At 67.1% G+C, this 16,406-nt stretch carries 18 protein-coding genes, 1 other RNA gene and 1 riboswitch; of the genes, 9 read left to right on the forward strand and 10 right to left on the reverse strand.

Annotated elements, in window-relative coordinates:
- Nucleotide 1 precedes the first annotated feature (1 nt).
- From lnt to trmB, 3 genes are all read left to right on the forward strand, one after another.
- Nucleotides 2-1,510, forward strand: coding sequence for an apolipoprotein N-acyltransferase (lnt, locus tag ACO07J_RS04755; RefSeq protein ID WP_422026779.1), 1,509 nt, complete (start codon nucleotides 2-4; stop codon nucleotides 1,508-1,510).
- A gap of 37 nt (nucleotides 1,511-1,547) precedes the next feature.
- Nucleotides 1,548-1,596, forward strand: a riboswitch (SAM-SAH riboswitch).
- A gap of 6 nt (nucleotides 1,597-1,602) precedes the next feature.
- Entirely contained in the window at nucleotides 1,603-2,784 is a 1,182-nt protein-coding gene (gene metK, locus ACO07J_RS04760; protein WP_422026781.1) for a methionine adenosyltransferase, read from the forward strand.
- Between the two features lie 174 nt (nucleotides 2,785-2,958).
- Nucleotides 2,959-3,675, forward strand: a complete 717-nt coding sequence (gene trmB, locus ACO07J_RS04765; protein WP_422026783.1) for a tRNA (guanine(46)-N(7))-methyltransferase TrmB — start codon at nucleotides 2,959-2,961, stop codon at nucleotides 3,673-3,675.
- 68 nt (nucleotides 3,676-3,743) lie between these two features.
- Here the strand turns inward: trmB and argE are convergent, their stop codons facing one another.
- Nucleotides 3,744-4,907: an acetylornithine deacetylase gene (gene argE / locus ACO07J_RS04770; protein WP_422026785.1), complete on the reverse strand. Its 1,164-nt coding sequence runs from the start codon at nucleotides 4,905-4,907 to the stop codon at nucleotides 3,744-3,746.
- A gap of 294 nt (nucleotides 4,908-5,201) precedes the next feature.
- On the opposite strand from argE, the gene ACO07J_RS04775 reads away from it, so the two are divergent.
- A complete protein-coding gene (locus ACO07J_RS04775; protein WP_422026787.1) occupies nucleotides 5,202-6,458 on the forward strand; it encodes a M24 family metallopeptidase in 1,257 nt (418 codons plus the stop codon).
- A 108-nt stretch (nucleotides 6,459-6,566) separates the two neighbouring features.
- On the opposite strand, the gene rnpB is transcribed toward ACO07J_RS04775, so the two are convergent.
- The 6 genes from rnpB to ACO07J_RS04805 form a co-directional block, all read right to left on the reverse strand.
- Nucleotides 6,567-6,941: RNase P RNA component class A (gene rnpB, locus ACO07J_RS04780), an RNA gene on the reverse strand.
- 13 nt (nucleotides 6,942-6,954) lie between these two features.
- Nucleotides 6,955-7,644 carry an N-acetylmuramoyl-L-alanine amidase gene (locus ACO07J_RS04785; protein WP_422026789.1) on the reverse strand — a complete coding sequence of 230 codons (690 nt, stop codon included), beginning with the start codon at nucleotides 7,642-7,644 and terminating at the stop codon, nucleotides 6,955-6,957.
- Nucleotide 7,645: 1 nt separating this feature from the next.
- Nucleotides 7,646-8,410, reverse strand: coding sequence for a hypothetical protein (locus tag ACO07J_RS04790; RefSeq protein ID WP_422026791.1), 765 nt, complete (start codon nucleotides 8,408-8,410; stop codon nucleotides 7,646-7,648).
- 35 nt (nucleotides 8,411-8,445) lie between these two features.
- Nucleotides 8,446-9,933 carry an Asp-tRNA(Asn)/Glu-tRNA(Gln) amidotransferase subunit GatA gene (gene gatA, locus ACO07J_RS04795; RefSeq protein ID WP_422026793.1) on the reverse strand — a complete coding sequence of 496 codons (1,488 nt, stop codon included), beginning with the start codon at nucleotides 9,931-9,933 and terminating at the stop codon, nucleotides 8,446-8,448.
- A gap of 2 nt (nucleotides 9,934-9,935) precedes the next feature.
- On the reverse strand, nucleotides 9,936-10,223 hold the full coding sequence (gene gatC / locus ACO07J_RS04800; protein WP_422026795.1) for an Asp-tRNA(Asn)/Glu-tRNA(Gln) amidotransferase subunit GatC: 288 nt from the start codon (nucleotides 10,221-10,223) through the stop codon (nucleotides 9,936-9,938).
- A 39-nt stretch (nucleotides 10,224-10,262) separates the two neighbouring features.
- On the reverse strand, nucleotides 10,263-10,925 hold the full coding sequence (locus ACO07J_RS04805) for a ceramidase domain-containing protein (RefSeq protein WP_422026797.1): 663 nt from the start codon (nucleotides 10,923-10,925) through the stop codon (nucleotides 10,263-10,265).
- Nucleotides 10,926-10,983: 58 nt separating this feature from the next.
- On the opposite strand from ACO07J_RS04805, the gene ACO07J_RS04810 reads away from it, so the two are divergent.
- Entirely contained in the window at nucleotides 10,984-11,676 is a 693-nt protein-coding gene (locus ACO07J_RS04810) for a metal-dependent hydrolase (protein ID WP_422026799.1), read from the forward strand.
- Between the two features lie 99 nt (nucleotides 11,677-11,775).
- On the opposite strand, the gene ACO07J_RS04815 is transcribed toward ACO07J_RS04810, so the two are convergent.
- On the reverse strand, nucleotides 11,776-12,225 hold the full coding sequence (locus tag ACO07J_RS04815) for a nucleoside deaminase (RefSeq protein WP_422026801.1): 450 nt from the start codon (nucleotides 12,223-12,225) through the stop codon (nucleotides 11,776-11,778).
- A 63-nt stretch (nucleotides 12,226-12,288) separates the two neighbouring features.
- Here ACO07J_RS04815 and ACO07J_RS04820 point away from each other — a divergent pair, with 63 nt between their 5' ends.
- A complete protein-coding gene (locus tag ACO07J_RS04820; protein ID WP_422026803.1) occupies nucleotides 12,289-13,095 on the forward strand; it encodes a pseudouridine synthase in 807 nt (268 codons plus the stop codon).
- Nucleotide 13,096: 1 nt separating this feature from the next.
- On the opposite strand, the gene ACO07J_RS04825 is transcribed toward ACO07J_RS04820, so the two are convergent.
- Entirely contained in the window at nucleotides 13,097-14,119 is a 1,023-nt protein-coding gene (locus ACO07J_RS04825) for a GlxA family transcriptional regulator (RefSeq protein ID WP_422026805.1), read from the reverse strand.
- A 103-nt stretch (nucleotides 14,120-14,222) separates the two neighbouring features.
- Here ACO07J_RS04825 and ACO07J_RS04830 point away from each other — a divergent pair, with 103 nt between their 5' ends.
- Genes ACO07J_RS04830 through ACO07J_RS04840 form a run of 3 tightly spaced genes read left to right on the forward strand, consistent with a single transcriptional unit; the run spans nucleotide 14,223 to nucleotide 15,585 of the window.
- Nucleotides 14,223-14,579, forward strand: coding sequence for a cupin domain-containing protein (locus tag ACO07J_RS04830; protein ID WP_300894347.1), 357 nt, complete (start codon nucleotides 14,223-14,225; stop codon nucleotides 14,577-14,579).
- 1 nt (nucleotide 14,580) lies between these two features.
- Nucleotides 14,581-15,018, forward strand: coding sequence for a D-aminoacyl-tRNA deacylase (gene dtd / locus ACO07J_RS04835; RefSeq protein ID WP_422026807.1), 438 nt, complete (start codon nucleotides 14,581-14,583; stop codon nucleotides 15,016-15,018).
- Nucleotides 15,019-15,075: 57 nt separating this feature from the next.
- Nucleotides 15,076-15,585 (forward strand): DUF2244 domain-containing protein, encoded by a 510-nt coding sequence (locus ACO07J_RS04840; RefSeq protein ID WP_422026809.1) that lies wholly within the window; start codon nucleotides 15,076-15,078, stop codon nucleotides 15,583-15,585.
- 175 nt (nucleotides 15,586-15,760) lie between these two features.
- On the opposite strand, the gene ACO07J_RS04845 is transcribed toward ACO07J_RS04840, so the two are convergent.
- Nucleotides 15,761-16,219, reverse strand: a complete 459-nt coding sequence (locus ACO07J_RS04845) for a GatB/YqeY domain-containing protein (RefSeq protein ID WP_422026811.1) — start codon at nucleotides 16,217-16,219, stop codon at nucleotides 15,761-15,763.
- Nucleotides 16,220-16,406: the final 187 nt, after the last annotated feature.

Raw genomic sequence — 16,406 nt, forward strand, 5'->3', positions numbered from 1 at the left:
GATGCGCGCCCCGGAAACCGTTCGGGCGCTGGGCGCGCGTGCCCAGGTGGCCCTGGCGGTGCTGGCCGGCGCACTGGGCGCGCTGGGGCAGGCGCCGCTCAACATCTGGCCCGCCACCTTTCTCTCCCTTGCGCTGGTCTACGGGCTGGGCCGGGCCGCACCGGGCTGGCGCCGGGCAGGGCTGCTGGGCTGGGCCGCGGGCACCGGTTACTACATGCTGGCGCTGTTCTGGATCGTCGAGCCCTTCTTCATCGACGCCCCGCGCCACGGCTGGATGGCGCCTTTCGCGCTTGTCTTCCTCGCCATCGGGCTGGGCAGCTTCTGGGCCGGCGCGCTGGCGGTGACCCGGGCGCTGGGCGGGCGCGCGGCGCCCTTCATCGCCGCCTTCATGCTGATCGAGGCCGCGCGCACCTACCTTCTGACCGGCTTTCCCTGGGCGCAGATCGGCCACGGGCTGATCGATACGGGGCTGCTCTACTGGGCGTCGTGGAGCGGGTCGCTCGGCCTGACCGCACTGGTGCTGGCGGGCGCGGCCGGGCTCTGGATGCTGATGGCCGGGCGCTGGCGGACAGGCGCGCCGCTGGCCGCGCTGCCGCTGGTGCTGTGGGCCGCGGCGATCCCGCTGACGCCAGAGGCCGGCGCGAATGCCGACGCTGCCACCATCCGCCTTGTCCAGCCCAACGCCCCGCAGGACGAGAAATGGGATCCGGAAAAGGCCGTGGGCTTCTTCCGCCGGCAGCTCGACTACACGGCCGCCGCCCCGCAGGAGAAGGCGCCCGACCTGATCGTCTGGCCCGAAACGGCGATCCCCTGGGTGCTCGAGCGCGCGGGTCCCGCGCTCGACGCGATCTCCGAAGCGGCGGGCGAGGCGCCCGTGGTCCTCGGCCTGCAACGCTTCGAAGGGCGGCGCTATTTCAACTCGCTCATCCGCCTTGACCAGGGCGGCGAGGTGACGGCGCTTTACGACAAGCACCACCTCGTGCCCTTCGGGGAATACATGCCCTTCGGGAATTTCCTTGCGAATTTCGGCATTTACGGCCTCGCCTCGAACGAGGGGAACGGCTATTCCGCCGGCCCCGGCCCGCAGGTGATCGAGCTGGGCAAGCTGGGCCTCGCCCTGCCGCTGATCTGCTACGAGGGCGTTTTCCCGCAGGACGTGGGCGCCTATGACAAGCGGCCCGACCTCCTCCTCCTGATCACCAACGACGCGTGGTTCGGCAATATCCTCGGGCCCTATCAGCACCTGGCCCAGGCCCGCCTGCGCAGTGCCGAACAGGGGCTGCCGATGATCCGCGTCGCCAATACCGGCGTCTCGGCGATGATCGACGCCAACGGGCAGGTGACCGCGCACCTGCCGCTGGGCGAGGCCGGGCTGATCGACACGGCCCTGCCGCCCGCGCTGCCGCCGACGCCGTACGCGCGCACCGGCGACGCCCCGATCGTGGGGTTTGCCGCTTTTCTGCTCCTTCTCTCCCTTCTTTATCACCGGCGCCGGGGCACCGGCGTTTAGGCGTTGACGCCCCGGCGGGGCCAGCCTAAGCAGTCTTGACCCGTCACAACGGCTTCCTGGCGTGATGGGAAAATCTTAATGGAGCGTTATTCATGTCCCGTCAGAACTATACCTTCACCTCCGAGTCGGTTTCGGAGGGGCACCCCGACAAGGTGTGCGACCGTATCTCCGATGCCGTGCTCGATGCCTTCCTGGCCGAGGATCCGCTGGCCCGCGTCGCCTGCGAGACCTTCGCCACCACCAACCAGGTCGTCATCGGCGGCGAGGTGGGCCTGACGGACCAGGACAAGCTGCGCGACTACATGGGCCGGATCGAGGAAATCGCCCGCGATTGCATCCGCGATATCGGCTATGAGCAGGACAAGTTCCACTGGCAGACCTGCAACGTGCTGAACCTGTTGCACGAACAGTCGGCGCATATCGCCCAGGGCGTCACCGGCGAGGGCAACCGCGACGAGGGCGCGGGCGACCAGGGGATCATGTTCGGCTTTGCCACCAACGAGACCGACGCGCTGATGCCGGCGCCGATCCAGTTCTCGCACGCGATCCTGCGGCGGCTGGCCGAGGTGCGCAAATCGGGCAAGGAACCGGCGCTTGGCCCGGATGCCAAGTCGCAGCTTTCGGTGCGCTACGAAGGCGGCAAACCGGTGGGCGTGACCCAGGTCGTGCTGTCGACGCAGCATCTCGACGAAAGCCTGAGCAGCGACGATATCCGCGAGATCGTGGAGCCGTATATCCGCGAGGTGCTGCCGCAGGACTGGCTGTCGGACGAGACGGTGTGGCACGTGAACCCCACGGGCAAGTTCGTGATCGGCGGGCCCGATGGCGACGCCGGCCTCACCGGGCGCAAGATCATCGTCGACACCTATGGCGGCGCCGCGCCGCACGGGGGCGGGGCGTTCTCGGGCAAGGATCCGACGAAGGTCGACCGCTCGGCCGCCTATGCCGCCCGCTACCTTGCCAAGAACGTGGTGGCCGCCGGCATGGCCGAGCGCTGCACGATCCAGCTGTCCTATGCCATCGGCGTGGCCGAGCCGCTGTCGATCTACGCCGAGACCCACGGCACCGGTGAGATCCCGGAGGAGGAGATCGAGAAGGCGATCCGCGCCTCGATGAGCCTGACCCCGCGCGGCATCCGCGAGCAGCTCGAGCTCAACAAGCCGATCTATCAGCGCACCGCGGCCTATGGCCATTTCGGCCGCGACCCCGAGGCCGATGGCGGCTTCAGCTGGGAACGGACCGACCTTGTCGAGACGCTGAAGAAAGCGGTCTGACCTTTCGGAACAGGATCGAGGGGGCGGCGCCGGGCGTCGCCCTTTTCTGTGGAGGATGCATGGTTGAAGCTGGAAAATATCAAGGCGTATTGGTCAGTCTGCGGAATTTTTGCCAATTCATGTTCGGTATGTGCAATTCCCGAAGGCTGACTCTCCACGTCAGCGAGGTTTGTCATGGCGGATAAATCCCATCCCTCCGGCGCGCCGTGGCGCAATTTCTACGGGCGGCTGAAAGGCAAGTCGCTGCGGAAATCGCAGAAGGTCTATATCGACGAGGACCTGGCCGCGCTGTCGCCCGGCAAAGTCGACTGGGACGTGAACCCCGAGCGGGAAGCGATTGACCTGCAAGGGCTTTTCGGCGACCGACCAGTCTGGCTGGAAATCGGCTTCGGCGGGGGCGAGCACATGGTCCACCAGGCCGCGCGGAACCCCGGAACCGGGCTGATCGGCTGCGAGCCGTATATCAACGGCGTGGCGATGCTGCTGGGCAAGATCCGCGACGAGGGCTGCGAGAACATCCGCATCCACCCCGGCGATGTGCGCGACCTGTTCGATGTTTTGCCAGCAAAATCAGTGGATCGCGCCTTTCTCCTCTACCCCGATCCGTGGCCCAAGAAGCGCCATCACCGCCGCCGCTTCGTGACGCCCGAGCATCTGGAGCCGCTGGCGCAGGTGCTCAAACCCGGCGCGATCTTCCGGGTGGCGACGGACATTCCCGATTACGTCCGCCAGACGCTGCAACAGGTGCCGAAACACGGGTTCGAGTGGCTGGCCGAGGGGCCGGCGGACTGGCGCGAGCCGTGGGATGACTGGCTGTCCACCCGCTACGAACAGAAGGCCCTGCGCGAGGGGCGCGTGCCGCATTACCTGACGTTCCGGCGGGAAGGTTAGGGTTTCCGATCAGCGACTTGCAGGCTGCTGTTCAACACCCGCCCCGGGTCAGGCCGGGGCGCGGAATCTCAGGCCGCCAGCTTCCCGCCCAGCCTGTCCAGCATGTCGAGGCATTGCTGCAACTGGTCGATCGAGACGAACTCGTCGGGCTTGTGCGCCTGGTCGATCGAGCCCGGCCCGCAGATCACCGATGACATGCCGAACGTCTGGAAGATCCCCGCCTCGGTGCCGAACGGCACCACGTCGACCGAGTTGGCGCCGGTCAGCTCCATCACGATGTCGCGGGCCTCGTTTTCGTCAACCGGTTCAAGCCCTTCCACCTCGCCGATCACCTCGGTGACGATATCGGCATCGGGGCAGACGGCCTTCATCGCCGGCAGCAGGTGGCCCAGGCAATACTCGCGCAGGTCGTCCTTGACGAAATCGGCATCCGACAGCTGCACGGGCCGCATTTCCCACTGCACCTCGGCATGGCCGGCGATGACGTTATGCGCCACGCCGCCCTGCAGGCTACCGGTGTTGATGGTGGTCCAGGGCGGGTCGAAGCGGCTTCCGGCGGGCGCGCGGGCGCGCAGGGCGTCCTTCAGCTCCAGCAGGCGGTTCACGTAGCGCACCGCGTATTCCACCGCGTTCACCCCCCGATCCGGCGCCGAGCCGTGGCCCGCCAGGCCCGAGAAGCGGGTGGTGTATTCATAGCATCCCTTGTGGCCTTCGATGATCCGCATCGAGGTGGGCTCTCCGATCACCGCAACACCGGGCCGCAACCCCTTGGCCTTCAAGCTTTTCACCAGCGACTGCGCCCCGAAACAGCCGACCTCCTCGTCATAGGTGAAGGCGAAATGCACCGGCCGGTCCTTCACCCGCTCGGCAAAGATCGGGGCCATGGCGGTGGCGGCGGCGATGAACCCCTTCATGTCACAGGTCCCGCGCCCGTAAAGCCGGCCCTCGTGCTCGATCATCTCGAAGGGATCGGAGACCCAGTCCTGCGGGTCGGCCGGTACCACGTCGGAATGGCCCGACAGCACGATACCGCCGTCAACTTCGGGGCCTATCGTCGCAAAAAGATTGGCTTTGTGCCCGATCTCGTCGTGGAAGATATCGACCCGGGCACCGGCCTCTTCCAGGCGGTAGGCCAGAAAGGCGATCATGTCGATATTGCTGAATTCGGAAACGGTGGGAAAGGCGATAAGGTCGCCCAGAAGCGCCACCGTGTCGGAAAGCTGTGTTGTCACGCGCACCCTCGCGGCTGTTGGAAAACCTGATCGACTGTGTTGAGGCGGGGCTGCCCCGTCAAGACAAATCTGGACAGAAATGTCCGACAGGGTACAGGGACCCCGGCGGGTGGTGGAAGATCGGTCGCCGGGCATGAAGATTGCCCGATCCCCGTTTCCGGCCGCCCATGTCGCATCGCTGGCCGCGCGATGTCGATCCGGGATACGCGGGGTGGCGCCGGGCGTGTTACCAAGGGTCGACTTCCCCGAAGTTTCAAACGAAATGACGCGCCGCGCCGCGCGCAAGGAGACGACATGGCAGAATTCGACTGGCACGCGGAGCGTGCCGATCTGCAGGGCCTCGCCCAGCTTGACCGCAGCCCCGAGGGCGAGGGGATCGACCTCAAGGCGGTGCGGCAATACCGGCAGGCACAGCTGCGCCGCGAGATGGAGAACCACGGCATCGACGCGGTGATCCTGAGCGATCCGGTGAACATCCGCTACGCCACCGGCACCCGCAACATGCAGGTGTTTTCCATGCGCAACGGCCCGTCGCGCTACCTTGTGCTGACCGCCGACCGTTCGATCCTGTTCGAGTTCACCGGCTGCCTGCACCTGGCCGACGGGTTCGAGACGGTCGACGAGGTGCGCCCCGCGAAAACCGCGAGCTTCGTCGCCGCCGGCCCGAAGATTGCCGAGCGCGAGGTGGCCTGGGCCAGGGAGATGGCCGGGCTGGTCGAGGAGCTGGCCGGCAAGCGCGCCACCGTCGGGCTGGAGCGGATGAACGCGGGCGCCGCCATCGCCCTGCGCGACGCGGGCCTCCATATCGTCGACGCGCAGGCCCCGGTCGAGATGGCCCGCGCCATCAAGTCGGCCGAGGAGATGAAATGCGTCAACGCCTCGCTGCGGGCCACCGAGCGGGGCGTGGCCAACCTGCGCGCCGCCATCCGCCCGGGCCTGACCGAGGCGGAGCTGTGGTCGGTGCTGCACCAGTCCGTGATCGCGCAGAACGGCGATTACGTCGAAACCCGGCTGCTCAATGCCGGGGCGCGGACGAACCCGTGGTTCCAGGAGACGAGCGACAAGGTGATCGGGGAAAACGAGCTGATCGCGCTCGATACGGACGTGGTGGGCTGTCACGGCTATTACTCCGACTTCTCGCGCACCTTCCATGCCGGGCCGGGCAAGCCCACGCCCGAGCAGCGCGAGCTCTACCGCGTGGCGCATGAGCAGGTGTCGCACAACCTCGGCATCCTGCGACCGGGCCTGTCGTTCCGCGACTATGCCGAGGGTGCCTGGGACATTCCGGAGAAGTACCACGCTAACCGTTATTACCTGTCGGCGCATGGCTGCGGCATGACGGGGGAGTATCCGTATCTCTACCATCGCGGGGATTTTCCGGATGCGGGCTATGACGGCGAGATCAGGCCGGGCATGACGCTCTGTGTCGAGAGTTACATCGGCGAAGACGGCGGCAAGGAGGGCGTGAAGCTGGAGCAGCAGGTGCTGGTGACGGAGAGCGGGGTGGAGCTGTTGTCGCGGTTTCCGTTCGAGGAGGAATTGCTGGGGTAGGGGCCGCGTATCGCCGTGCCGGGGGGCGGCCCGGCGATGCGCGGCGTCGCGCCTTTGGTGCGACTTGATTCCGCGCGTGAACTCTAGAGAGGTCGTTCAGACTAAAAAATGCGCGGAGGGCCTGTAAGCCGGATTCTGTCCCGGGTTGCCCCGGGGATGACCATTCATCTGGGCCTGCTGTCGCCAACAGGCTCGTGCTGCCAACCCGGACCGCGGGGCCAAGGCCGGCCCGTGATGCGGTCCCTATTCGGCATTGCTCCCGGTGGGGCTTGCCGTGCCGGTCCGGTTGCCCGTCCCGCGGTGGGCTCTTACCCCACCGTTTCACCCTTACCCCGTGTGATCCGCGAACGGATTGCAGGGCGGTCTGTTTTCTGTGGCGCTTTCCCTCGGGTTGCCCCGGCCGGGCGTTACCCGGCACCGTCGCCTTGTGGAGTCCGGACTTTCCTCGCCACCTTGCGGTGGTGCGGCCATCCGGCCCTCCGCGCATCTGTGGCAGTTAGGCGCTTGACGCCTCCCGGTCAACGGGAAAGCGGCGGGCCAGGTCCGCGGCGAGCGCGGCATCGGTGGCATCCACCGGCCCGCTCGCCCAGGGGCGAAAGCGCAGGCGGAAGGCGGCGAGGGTCTCCTCCGGCGTGGCGTCGGGCGGATACCCGAAGCGGCGCGCGGCCCCGAGGAAATCGCCCCCGTCAGCAGGCTCCGGCCACACCGACAGCCCCGACAACGCCAGCCGCCGCCAGTCGAAGCGCGGGCCGGGGTCGGATTTGCGCGCGGGCGCCATGTCGGAATGGGCAATCACCCGGTGCGCCTCGATCGACCAGCGCGCCATGATCCCCCGCATCAGCTCTTCCAGCACGGTCATCTGCGGCTCGGGGAAGGGGGCATTGCCGGTATTGACCAGCTCGATCCCGATGGAGCGGGAATTGACATCCGTCACCCCGGCCCAATGCCCCGCGCCCGCGTGCCATGCCCGCTGCGCCTCTGGCACAAGCTGCCAGAGCGCACCCGTCTCGGAAACCAGGTAATGCGCCGAAACCTCGGCGCCGGGATCGCACAGCCGTTCATGCGCCGCGGCGCAGCTTTCCATGCCGGTATAGTGCAGCACGATCATGTCCGGCCGGGCGCCGCCCCGCCGGTCGCCGCAATTGGGCGAGGGGGTCGGGATGGCCGACGGGTGGTCCGGCGTCACGTCAGCCGTTCACCGCGATACGGAACGGTTCCGGGTTCCAGCCGCAGGCATAGCCGTCGCCATCGGGGTCGAGCCCCATCTTGTCGCGGTTCGGGCCGCCGCTGGCGAGGAAATCGATCTGCGCCCGGTCGGCCGAGGAATACTTGGCACAGTTCCGTTCGTACCGCGCCTGCTTGTTGAGGCCGATGCGGTTATAGACCTTGGTGCCCACCGGGTGCCGCGTGGCCAGCGCGTATTCCACGATGTTCGGCCCGGTATTGCCCGAGCGCGCGGGCAGGGCGGTGGGCTGGATCACCTGGTACTGCTCGCGGTTGCGGGCGATCAGCGCGGCATCGCTCTCGATCGAGCGGGCATCGCCCACGGCGTTGAAATCGTTCTCGGACGAGATGCCCGAGGCGGATTCCACGGTTTCCGGGGGCGGGTTGTTGGGATTGGCGCGCAGCGGTTCCTCGGCGGTGCCGGTCGTGCCGGTTGTCCCGGACGTGCCGGTACGCGTCGCGGCCAGCGCGGCCTGCGTCTCGCGGGCGAGATCGGCACTGTCCTCGGACGTGCCGGTGGCGATGCGGCCGGACGTGGCGGTGCTCTCGTCCGACACGGCCCCGGCGGGCGGGATGGCGCTGGCGCCGGTCAGGACAACCTCGCGCGCCTGCCTGTTGGCCTCATACTCGCTGTAGTCGTCGAACCCGACGCCGGCGGCACTGTCAGGTATGCTGGGCGAACAGGCGGAAACGGCCGCAAGGGCCGCGACGAGGATCGTGAAACGCATCTGCTTAAGTCCTGCCATCTATCGTTTTCGACAGTTTACCACCATTTGGCCGGTTTTGCCACATATCCCGCCGCCTGCTCGAGCGCGTAGGCCGTGTTGAGCAGATCGCCCTCTTCCCACGGCCGCCCGATCAGCTGCAGGCCCAGCGGCAGCCCCTGCCGGTCTAGCCCCGCAGGCACGGCGATGCCGGGCAGCCCGGCCAGGTTCACGGTGACGGTGAAGACGTCGTTGAGGTACATGCTGACGGGGTCGGCCTCGGCCATCTCGCCCAGCCCGAAGGCGGCCGAGGGGGTGGCCGGCGTCAGGATCGCGTCGATCCCCTCGGCGAAGACATCCTCGAAATCCTTCTTGATCAGCGTCCGCACCTTGCGGGCCTTGTTGTAGTACGCATCGTAGAACCCCGCCGACAGCACGTAGGTGCCCACCATCACCCGGCGCTGCACCTCGTGGCCGAAGCCTTCGGCGCGGGTCTTCTCGTACATCTCGGTGATGCCGTCGCCCTGGTCCAGCTTGGCGCGGTGGCCGTAGCGCACCCCGTCATACCGCGCGAGGTTCGACGACGCCTCCGCCGGCGCGATCACGTAATAGGCGGGCAGGGCGTACTTAGTATGCGGCAGGGAAATATCGCGGATCTCGGCGCCCGCATCCTTCAGCATCGCGGTGCCGTCGGCCCAGAGCTTCTCGATCTCCTCGGGCATCCCCTCCATCCGGTATTCCTTGGGAATCCCGATGACCTTGCCCTTGATGTCGCCCGTCAGCATCGCCTCGAAATCCGGCACGGCCAGGTCGGCCGAGGTCGAATCCTTCGGGTCATGCCCGCACATCGCCCCCAGCATGATCGCGGCATCCCGCACCGACTTGGTCATCGGCCCCGCCTGGTCGAGCGAGGAGGCAAACGCCACGATCCCCCAGCGCGAGCAGCGCCCGTAGGTGGGCTTGATCCCGGTGATGCCGGTAAAGGCCGCGGGCTGGCGGATCGACCCGCCGGTATCGGTGCCCGTAGCGGCCAAACACAGGTCGGCGGAGACGGCAGAAGCCGAGCCCCCCGAAGACCCGCCCGGCGTCAGCGCCGTCTCGTCATTGCCGCGCCGCCAGGGGTTCACCGCGTTGCCATAGACGGACGTCTCGTTCGACGAGCCCATGGCGAACTCGTCCATGTTGAGCTTGCCCAGCATCACCGCACCCGCATCGAACAGGTTCTGCGTGACGGTCGATTCGTATTCCGGCTTGAACCCTTTCAGGATACCGCTCGCCGCCTGGCTCGGCACACCCTTGGTGCAGAACAGATCCTTGATCCCCAACGGAATCCCGCACATCGGCGCATCGTCGCCCTTCTGCAGCCGGGCATCGGCGAGTTTCGCCTGCTCCCGCGCGATCTCCGGCGTGTTGTGCACGAAGGCATTGAGCGCGCCCGCGCCCTCGATCGCGGTCAGGCACGCCTCGGTCAGTTCGCTCGACGTCACTTCGCCCGCGCGCAGCTTGTCGCACGCCTCGGCGATGGTGAGGGTATTCAGATCGGTCATGCTTACTCCACCACCTTGGGAACCGCGAAAAAGCCTTCGCGCGCATCCGGCGCGTTCGACAGCACCTTCTTGGGCTGGTGCCCGTCGGTCACCTTGTCCTCGCGCCGCTTCAGGCGCATGGGCGTCACGCTGGTCATCGGCTCGACACCCTCGACATCCACCTCGTTCAGCTGCTCGATGAAGCCGAGGATGGTGTTGAATTCACCTGCCAGCGCCGGCAGGTCGTCCTCGTCCACGCGGATGCGGGCGAGCTTGGCCACGCGGGCGGCGGTTTCCAGATCGATCGACATTTCGGGCCTCTTCGCGGTGCTCGGGTCTGACGCCAGCGTTTATCGCCCGCGCGGGCGGCGCGCAAGCATGTGACGGCGGTAGACCTCGATCATCCAGCCCAGCAGCAGACCATTGAGCAGATGCCAGGCGAAATGGGTGCCGACGGGCCAGCTTTCGCAGAGCGGCATGTCGAGGCTGCGCAAGGTGATCGACAGGAAGAGCAGCCCCGCGCCGAGGGCGAGGCCGCGCGCGGTTTCGGGCGCCCGGCGGGCGAGAACCACCGCGTATCCGGCGATCAGCACCACCACGGGCAGATACCCGGCCGAGGCCGACAGCACCGGCACCTGCGCGAAAAGCGGCACCAGCACCGCGGCAAAGGGGAAGAACAGCCCGACCGACACCAGCGCCCACAGTTTCGAAAGCCCGAGGTAATCGCGGCTCGAGGCGTAGAGATAGACCAGGATGAAGGCCAGGATCGGCGTGGTATCCGCCAGCGCGGCCCAGCCCTGCGCATGGGTGTGGAACAGGTAGCTGCCGATCCCGATCACCGCCAGCAGCACCACCATCGCGTTGGCCAGCGGCAGCTGCGCCCCGCGCAGCCGCCACGCCATCACCGCGGCCGCGACAAGGAAGGCGAGGTTCGTCACCGCGTTCACCGGCTCGGCCCAGTAGGCGGGCCCGAGCCGTTCGCAATATCCGTCGATTGACGCAAACCAGTCCATCGGGCTTTCCTCGCGCGCAGGAGTCACTACGTTACCCGGCAAAGATAGGGAGAACATCATGCAAATCACATTCCTCGGACACGCGTCTTTCAAGATCGCCATCGGCGGGCAGGTCCTGCTGATCGACCCGTGGCTGACCGGCAACCCGATGCTGACCGAGGATCAGCATGACGCGGCGGTCGAGGGCGCGACTCATATCCTGCTGACCCACGCGCATTTCGACCACGTGGCCGACACGGTCGGCCTGTCGCGCAAGCTCGATATTCCCGTGGTCGGGCAATACGACCTGATGGGCCACTGGGAGGAGAAAGAGAAGATTGCCACGGTGGGCTTCAACAAGGGCGGCACGGTCGACCTTGGCGGGGTGAAGGTCACGATGGTGCACGCGGTCCATTCCTCGAGCTTCGGCAGCGACAAGGGCCCCAACGTGCCCGGCACCGAATGCGGCTTCATGATCGAGGGCGAGGGGCACACGATCTACGTCTCGGGCGACACCGACGTGATGGCCGACATGAAGGTCTTCCACGACCTGCACGAACCCGATATCGGCATCCTCTGCGCCGGCGGGCATTTCACCATGGACATGAAGCGCGCGGCCTACGCGGCCAAGACCTTCTTCAAGTTCAAGACGGTCATCCCCTGCCACTACAAGACCTTCCCCTTCCTCGAACAATCGGCCGAGGCGCTCACCAAGGCGCTGCCGGGCGTGAAGGTGATCGAACCCGAGGTGATGACGCCGTTCGACCTCTAGGGGAATTTCGGGGCTCTGCCCCGGACCCCGGAGTACTCAAGGAAAGATGAAGCGACACCCGCCCTTTCATCTTTCCAAAAATACTCAAATACGAACGGCTCAGCGCCGCGCGGCGAAGAAGGTTCTGAGCAACGCCTCGGCCTCGTCCGCCGCGATCCCGTCATAGACCTCCGGTACGTGGTGGCACTGCGGATGGGTAAAGATGCGCGGCCCCTGCGCCACGCCGCCCGATTTCGGGTCGGCCGCGCCATAGTAGAGCCGGGCGATCCGGGCGAAGGAGATCGCCGCCGCGCACATCGGGCAGGGTTCCAGCGTGACGTAAAGGCTGTAGCCGGGCAGGCGCTCGCTTCCGGCAAGCTGGCAGGCGGAGCGCAGCACCAGTATCTCGGCATGGGCCGTCGGGTCGTTCCTCTCGCGCGTCCGGTTGCCCGCCTGCGCCACGATCATCCCCGACGCATCGGCAATGACGGCGCCCACCGGCACCTCGCCCCGGTCGCCCGCCGCGCGCGCCTCGGCCAGCGCGGTCTCCATATGGCTCGTGAAGGTCATCCCCCTTCCATGCCCCGCGCATGACGCTTTCGCAAGCGCGGCTTTTGCGGTAAGCGCCATCCCATGAACAGCAAGACCACAGACGGCGAGCGCATCGCCAAGGTGATCGCCCGGGCGGGCGTGGCCAGCCGGCGCGAGGCCGAGCGGATGATCGAGGCCGGTCGCGTGACGGTGAACGGCAAGGTGATCGACCGCGCCGCCCTGAACGTGACCGACAAGGACAAGGTGACGGTCGACGGCAAGCCGCTCGACGCGCCCGAGCCGCCGCGGCTCTGGCTCTACCACAAGCCCACCGGCCTCGTGACCACCACGAAGGACGAGCAGGGCCGCGCCACCATCTTCGACGACCTGCCCGAGGACATGCCGCGCGTCCTCAGCGTGGGCCGGCTCGACATCAATTCCGAGGGGCTGCTGCTGCTGACCAACGATGGCGGGGTGAAGCGCAAGCTGGAACTGCCCTCGACCGGCTGGATGCGCCGCTACCGCGTGCGGGTGAAGGGCCGGCCCAGGGACGAGACCTTCGAGCCGCTCCGCAAGGGGCTGGAGCTTGACGGCGAGCGGTTCCAGCCGATGACGGTCACGCTCGACCGCCAGCAGGGCGCCAACGCCTGGGCGACCGTCTCGATCCGCGAGGGCAAGAACCGCGAGGTCCGCCGCGCGATGGAGGCCGTGGGCCTCTCCGTCAACCGCCTGATCCGCGTCTCCTACGGCCCTTTCCAGCTCGGCCAGCTCAAGCCCGGCGAGGTGGAGGAAATCCGCCCCCGCGTGATGCGCGAGCAGTTGGGGATGAAGGACGAGACGCCCGGCAAGAGTGGCAAGCCCGACGCCAAACCCGTTCCCCAGCGAACCCGCCGCCCGAAACGCCGGTAACTCAGCCCCCCGCCACCGGCTGCGTCCACCCCTTGCGATAGGCGCTCGGGCTCTTCCCGTACCGCTTCCGGAACCGCTGCGACAGCTGCGACGAACTGGTAAACCCCGTCGCCGCCGCCACGTCCGCCACCGTCATGTTCGTCTCGTTCAACAGCGCATGCGCCCGCGTCACCCGCAAATCGAGGTAGAACTGCGCCGGGCTCGCCCGGATATACCGCTGGAACAGCCGCTCCAGCTGCCGCTTCGACAGCCCGATATGCTCCACCACGTCCGCCATCTCCACCGGATCCTCGAGATGCGCCCGCATGAACTCCACCGCCGCGATCAGCCGCGGGTTCCGGCTCCCGATGGCCGAGGCATAGGCCGTCCGCTGCGGCACCGCGCGGTTCTCCGACCGGCTGTGCAGGCACATGTCGGCGGTGATCGTCGCCAGCTCGCTGCCGAAATCCGCCTCGATGATCGCCAGCATCATGTCCGTCGCCGCGCTTCCCCCGCCACAGGTCAGCAGGCCGTCATCGTTCTCGTAAAGGTTCTCGGTCGGCTCGAGATCGAGGAAGGTCTCCACGAAAGCCGGCTGGTTCTCCCAATGCAGGGTAAACCGCCGCCCCTCCAGCAACCCGGCCCGCGCCAGCGCAAACGCCCCGGTACAGATGCCGCCCACCCGCGCGCCGAAGGCCCTCTGCCGGCTGACCCAGCCCACCGCCCGGCGCGAGGTGCTCTCGTTGGGCTCGATCCCGCCGCAGACAAAGGCCGCCCCGCCGCGCGGCACGTCGCGCAGGGGGGTGTCGGGCGTGATCGTGACGCCACAGGAACAGGTGACCGTGGCATCGTCCTCGGTCATCACGTACCAGCGGTACAGCTCCTTGCCCGTCACCTGGTTGGCCACCCGCAACGGCTCCAGCGCCGAGGTGAAGGCCAGAAGCGTCAGCTTCGGCAACAGCAGGAAATGATAGTCGCGGGGCGGCCCGTCATAGGCGATCTTGAGGCTGGCGGCGCCCCGGGGCACGAAAGAGCGGTCTTGCATGCGCATGGCTTAGCACCGCGCGGACGGAATGTGCAAAATTCCTTGCGCCGGCGGGGCGGCTTGGGCATGGCTGGGCGAAACAGGCTGTTGGCGGAGGGCACGTATGGGCACGATCAACCTGGCGGAAAAACTGGCGCGGTTCACCACTCACTGGGATCCGCATGTGGTGGCAGATTACAACGACAACGACGTGATGGTGGTGAAATTCCAGGGCGAGTTTCCCTTTCACAAGCACGACACGACCGATGATTTCTTCCTCGTGCTCGAGGGCGAGATGGTGATGGAGTTCGAGGACCGCCCGAACCAGACCCTCCGCGCCGGGGAAATGATCGTGGTGCCGCAGGGCGTGGTCCACCGCCCGCGCGCCGAGCAGGAGGTCAGCGTGCTGCTGATCGAGCCGAAGGGCGAGCCCAATTCCGGCGATGCCGACCGGGAACCGGCGCCGAAGCCGCGGATCTGACATGCGGGCGCTGCTGCAACGGGTGGCCCACGCCTCGGTCACGGTCGAGGGCGAGGTGATCGGGCAGACGGGGCCGGGGCTGCTGATCCTTGTCTGCGCCATGCAGGGCGACGGCGAGGCGCAGGCCGACCAGCTGGCCGCCAAGATCGCGAAACTCCGCATCTTCCCCGACGCGGCCGGCAAGATGAACCTCTCGGTGCGCGACATGGGCGGCGCCGCGCTGGTCGTCAGCCAGTTCACCCTGGCCGCCGACACCAGCCGCGGCAACCGCCCCGGCTTTTCCGCCGCCGCGCCGCCGGAGGAGGGGGAGCGCCTCTACGAGTATTTCTCGGGCCGATTGCAAGCACAGGGCGTGCCGGTCGAGACCGGGCAATTCGGCGCCGACATGAAGGTCGAGCTGATCAATGACGGGCCGGTGACGATCTGGATGGAAGCCTGAGCGCCCCGCGCGCATCGGCGCGGTTTCCCTTTCGCCGATCCACGCTAGGATAGGATCATGCCATACGAGTGGAGCGCATCGACAGATCCCGGCGGCACCGTGCGCCGCCTGCACCTCTGGCCGCACCGGTCCTTGCCGCGCCGGGGGTTTGCCGCCTTCATCCTCGCGACCTTCACGCTGATCACCATCCCGCTTTACCCGCTCCTTGGCACGATCGTGCTTTGGGGCCTTCTGCCCTTCCTTCTGCTGGCCGTGGCGGGGGTCTGGTGGGGGCTCGAGCAGTCCTATCGCGACGCCCGGCTGAACGAGGATTTGACGATCGACGCCGAACAGATCCGCCTGACCCGCACCGATCCGCGCGGCGCGACACAGGAATGGGAATGCGAAAGCTACTGGGCGCGCGCCACGATGCACGAGACGGGCGGGCCGGTGCCGCATTACGTGACGCTCAGCGGCAAGGGCCGCGAGGTCGAGATCGGGGCGTTCCTGTCCGAGGACGAGCGCAAGGCGCTCTACGGCGAGCTCTCCGATGCGCTGCGGCGGGCGGCACAGCCGCAGGGTGGGTAAATCCCGCGCAACCCACCGAATTCTTTAAAAGAATTCGGCCCGATATCTTTTCAAGATATCGCCCCAAACCGCAACGTCCGTAAAAAACACCGACAAAATACCGACGTTATACCGACGCGATACCGACGTCGCGTTTGACGCCGAAATCGTTAACGCGGCACGACGCCCGGCCCGGTCAGGCCAGGCGTTCCTTAACCTTCGGGCCCACCGTGCCGAAATCCATCTGGCCGGTGTATTTCTCTTTCAGCCGGCCCATGATCTTGCCCATGTCCCGGATCGACGTGGCGCCGGTGTCCTTGATCGCCTTGTCGATGGCGGCATCCACCTCGGCCTCTTCGAGCGGGCGGGGCAGGAACTCGGCGATGATCTCGATCTCGCGCTGCTCGCGCTCGGCCAGGTCGAGCCGGCCGCCCTCCTCGTAGGCGCGGACGCTTTCCTGCCGCTGCTTGGTCATCTTGCCCATGATGGCAAGGATATCCGCATCGGTCAGATCGGTGTCGCCATCCGCGCCGCGGCGGGCGATGTCCTGGTCCTTGATGGCCGCGTTGATCAGGCGCAGCGTCGCGAGGCGCGCGGCATCCTTCTCTTTCATGGCCTGTTTCAGCGCAGTGTTGACCTGCTCTCTCAATCCCATCGACGTTTTCATCCCCATGGCCGCTGGCAAGACCGTCAACCTATCGGAAAGCGCAAGGGGTGGCAACCGCGCCCGACGCCACGGCATGCGGCGGGTGGACGCGGATGGCAGCGGTGCAACAGCGCGGTTGTGCCCTTGACCCCCGGGGGCCGCGACCATAGTTTCCGGCCAATTTGCACCCCCCGGA

It is taken from the genome of Roseovarius sp., from assembly GCF_965228755.1.
GTDB lineage: Bacteria > Pseudomonadota > Alphaproteobacteria > Rhodobacterales > Rhodobacteraceae > Roseovarius.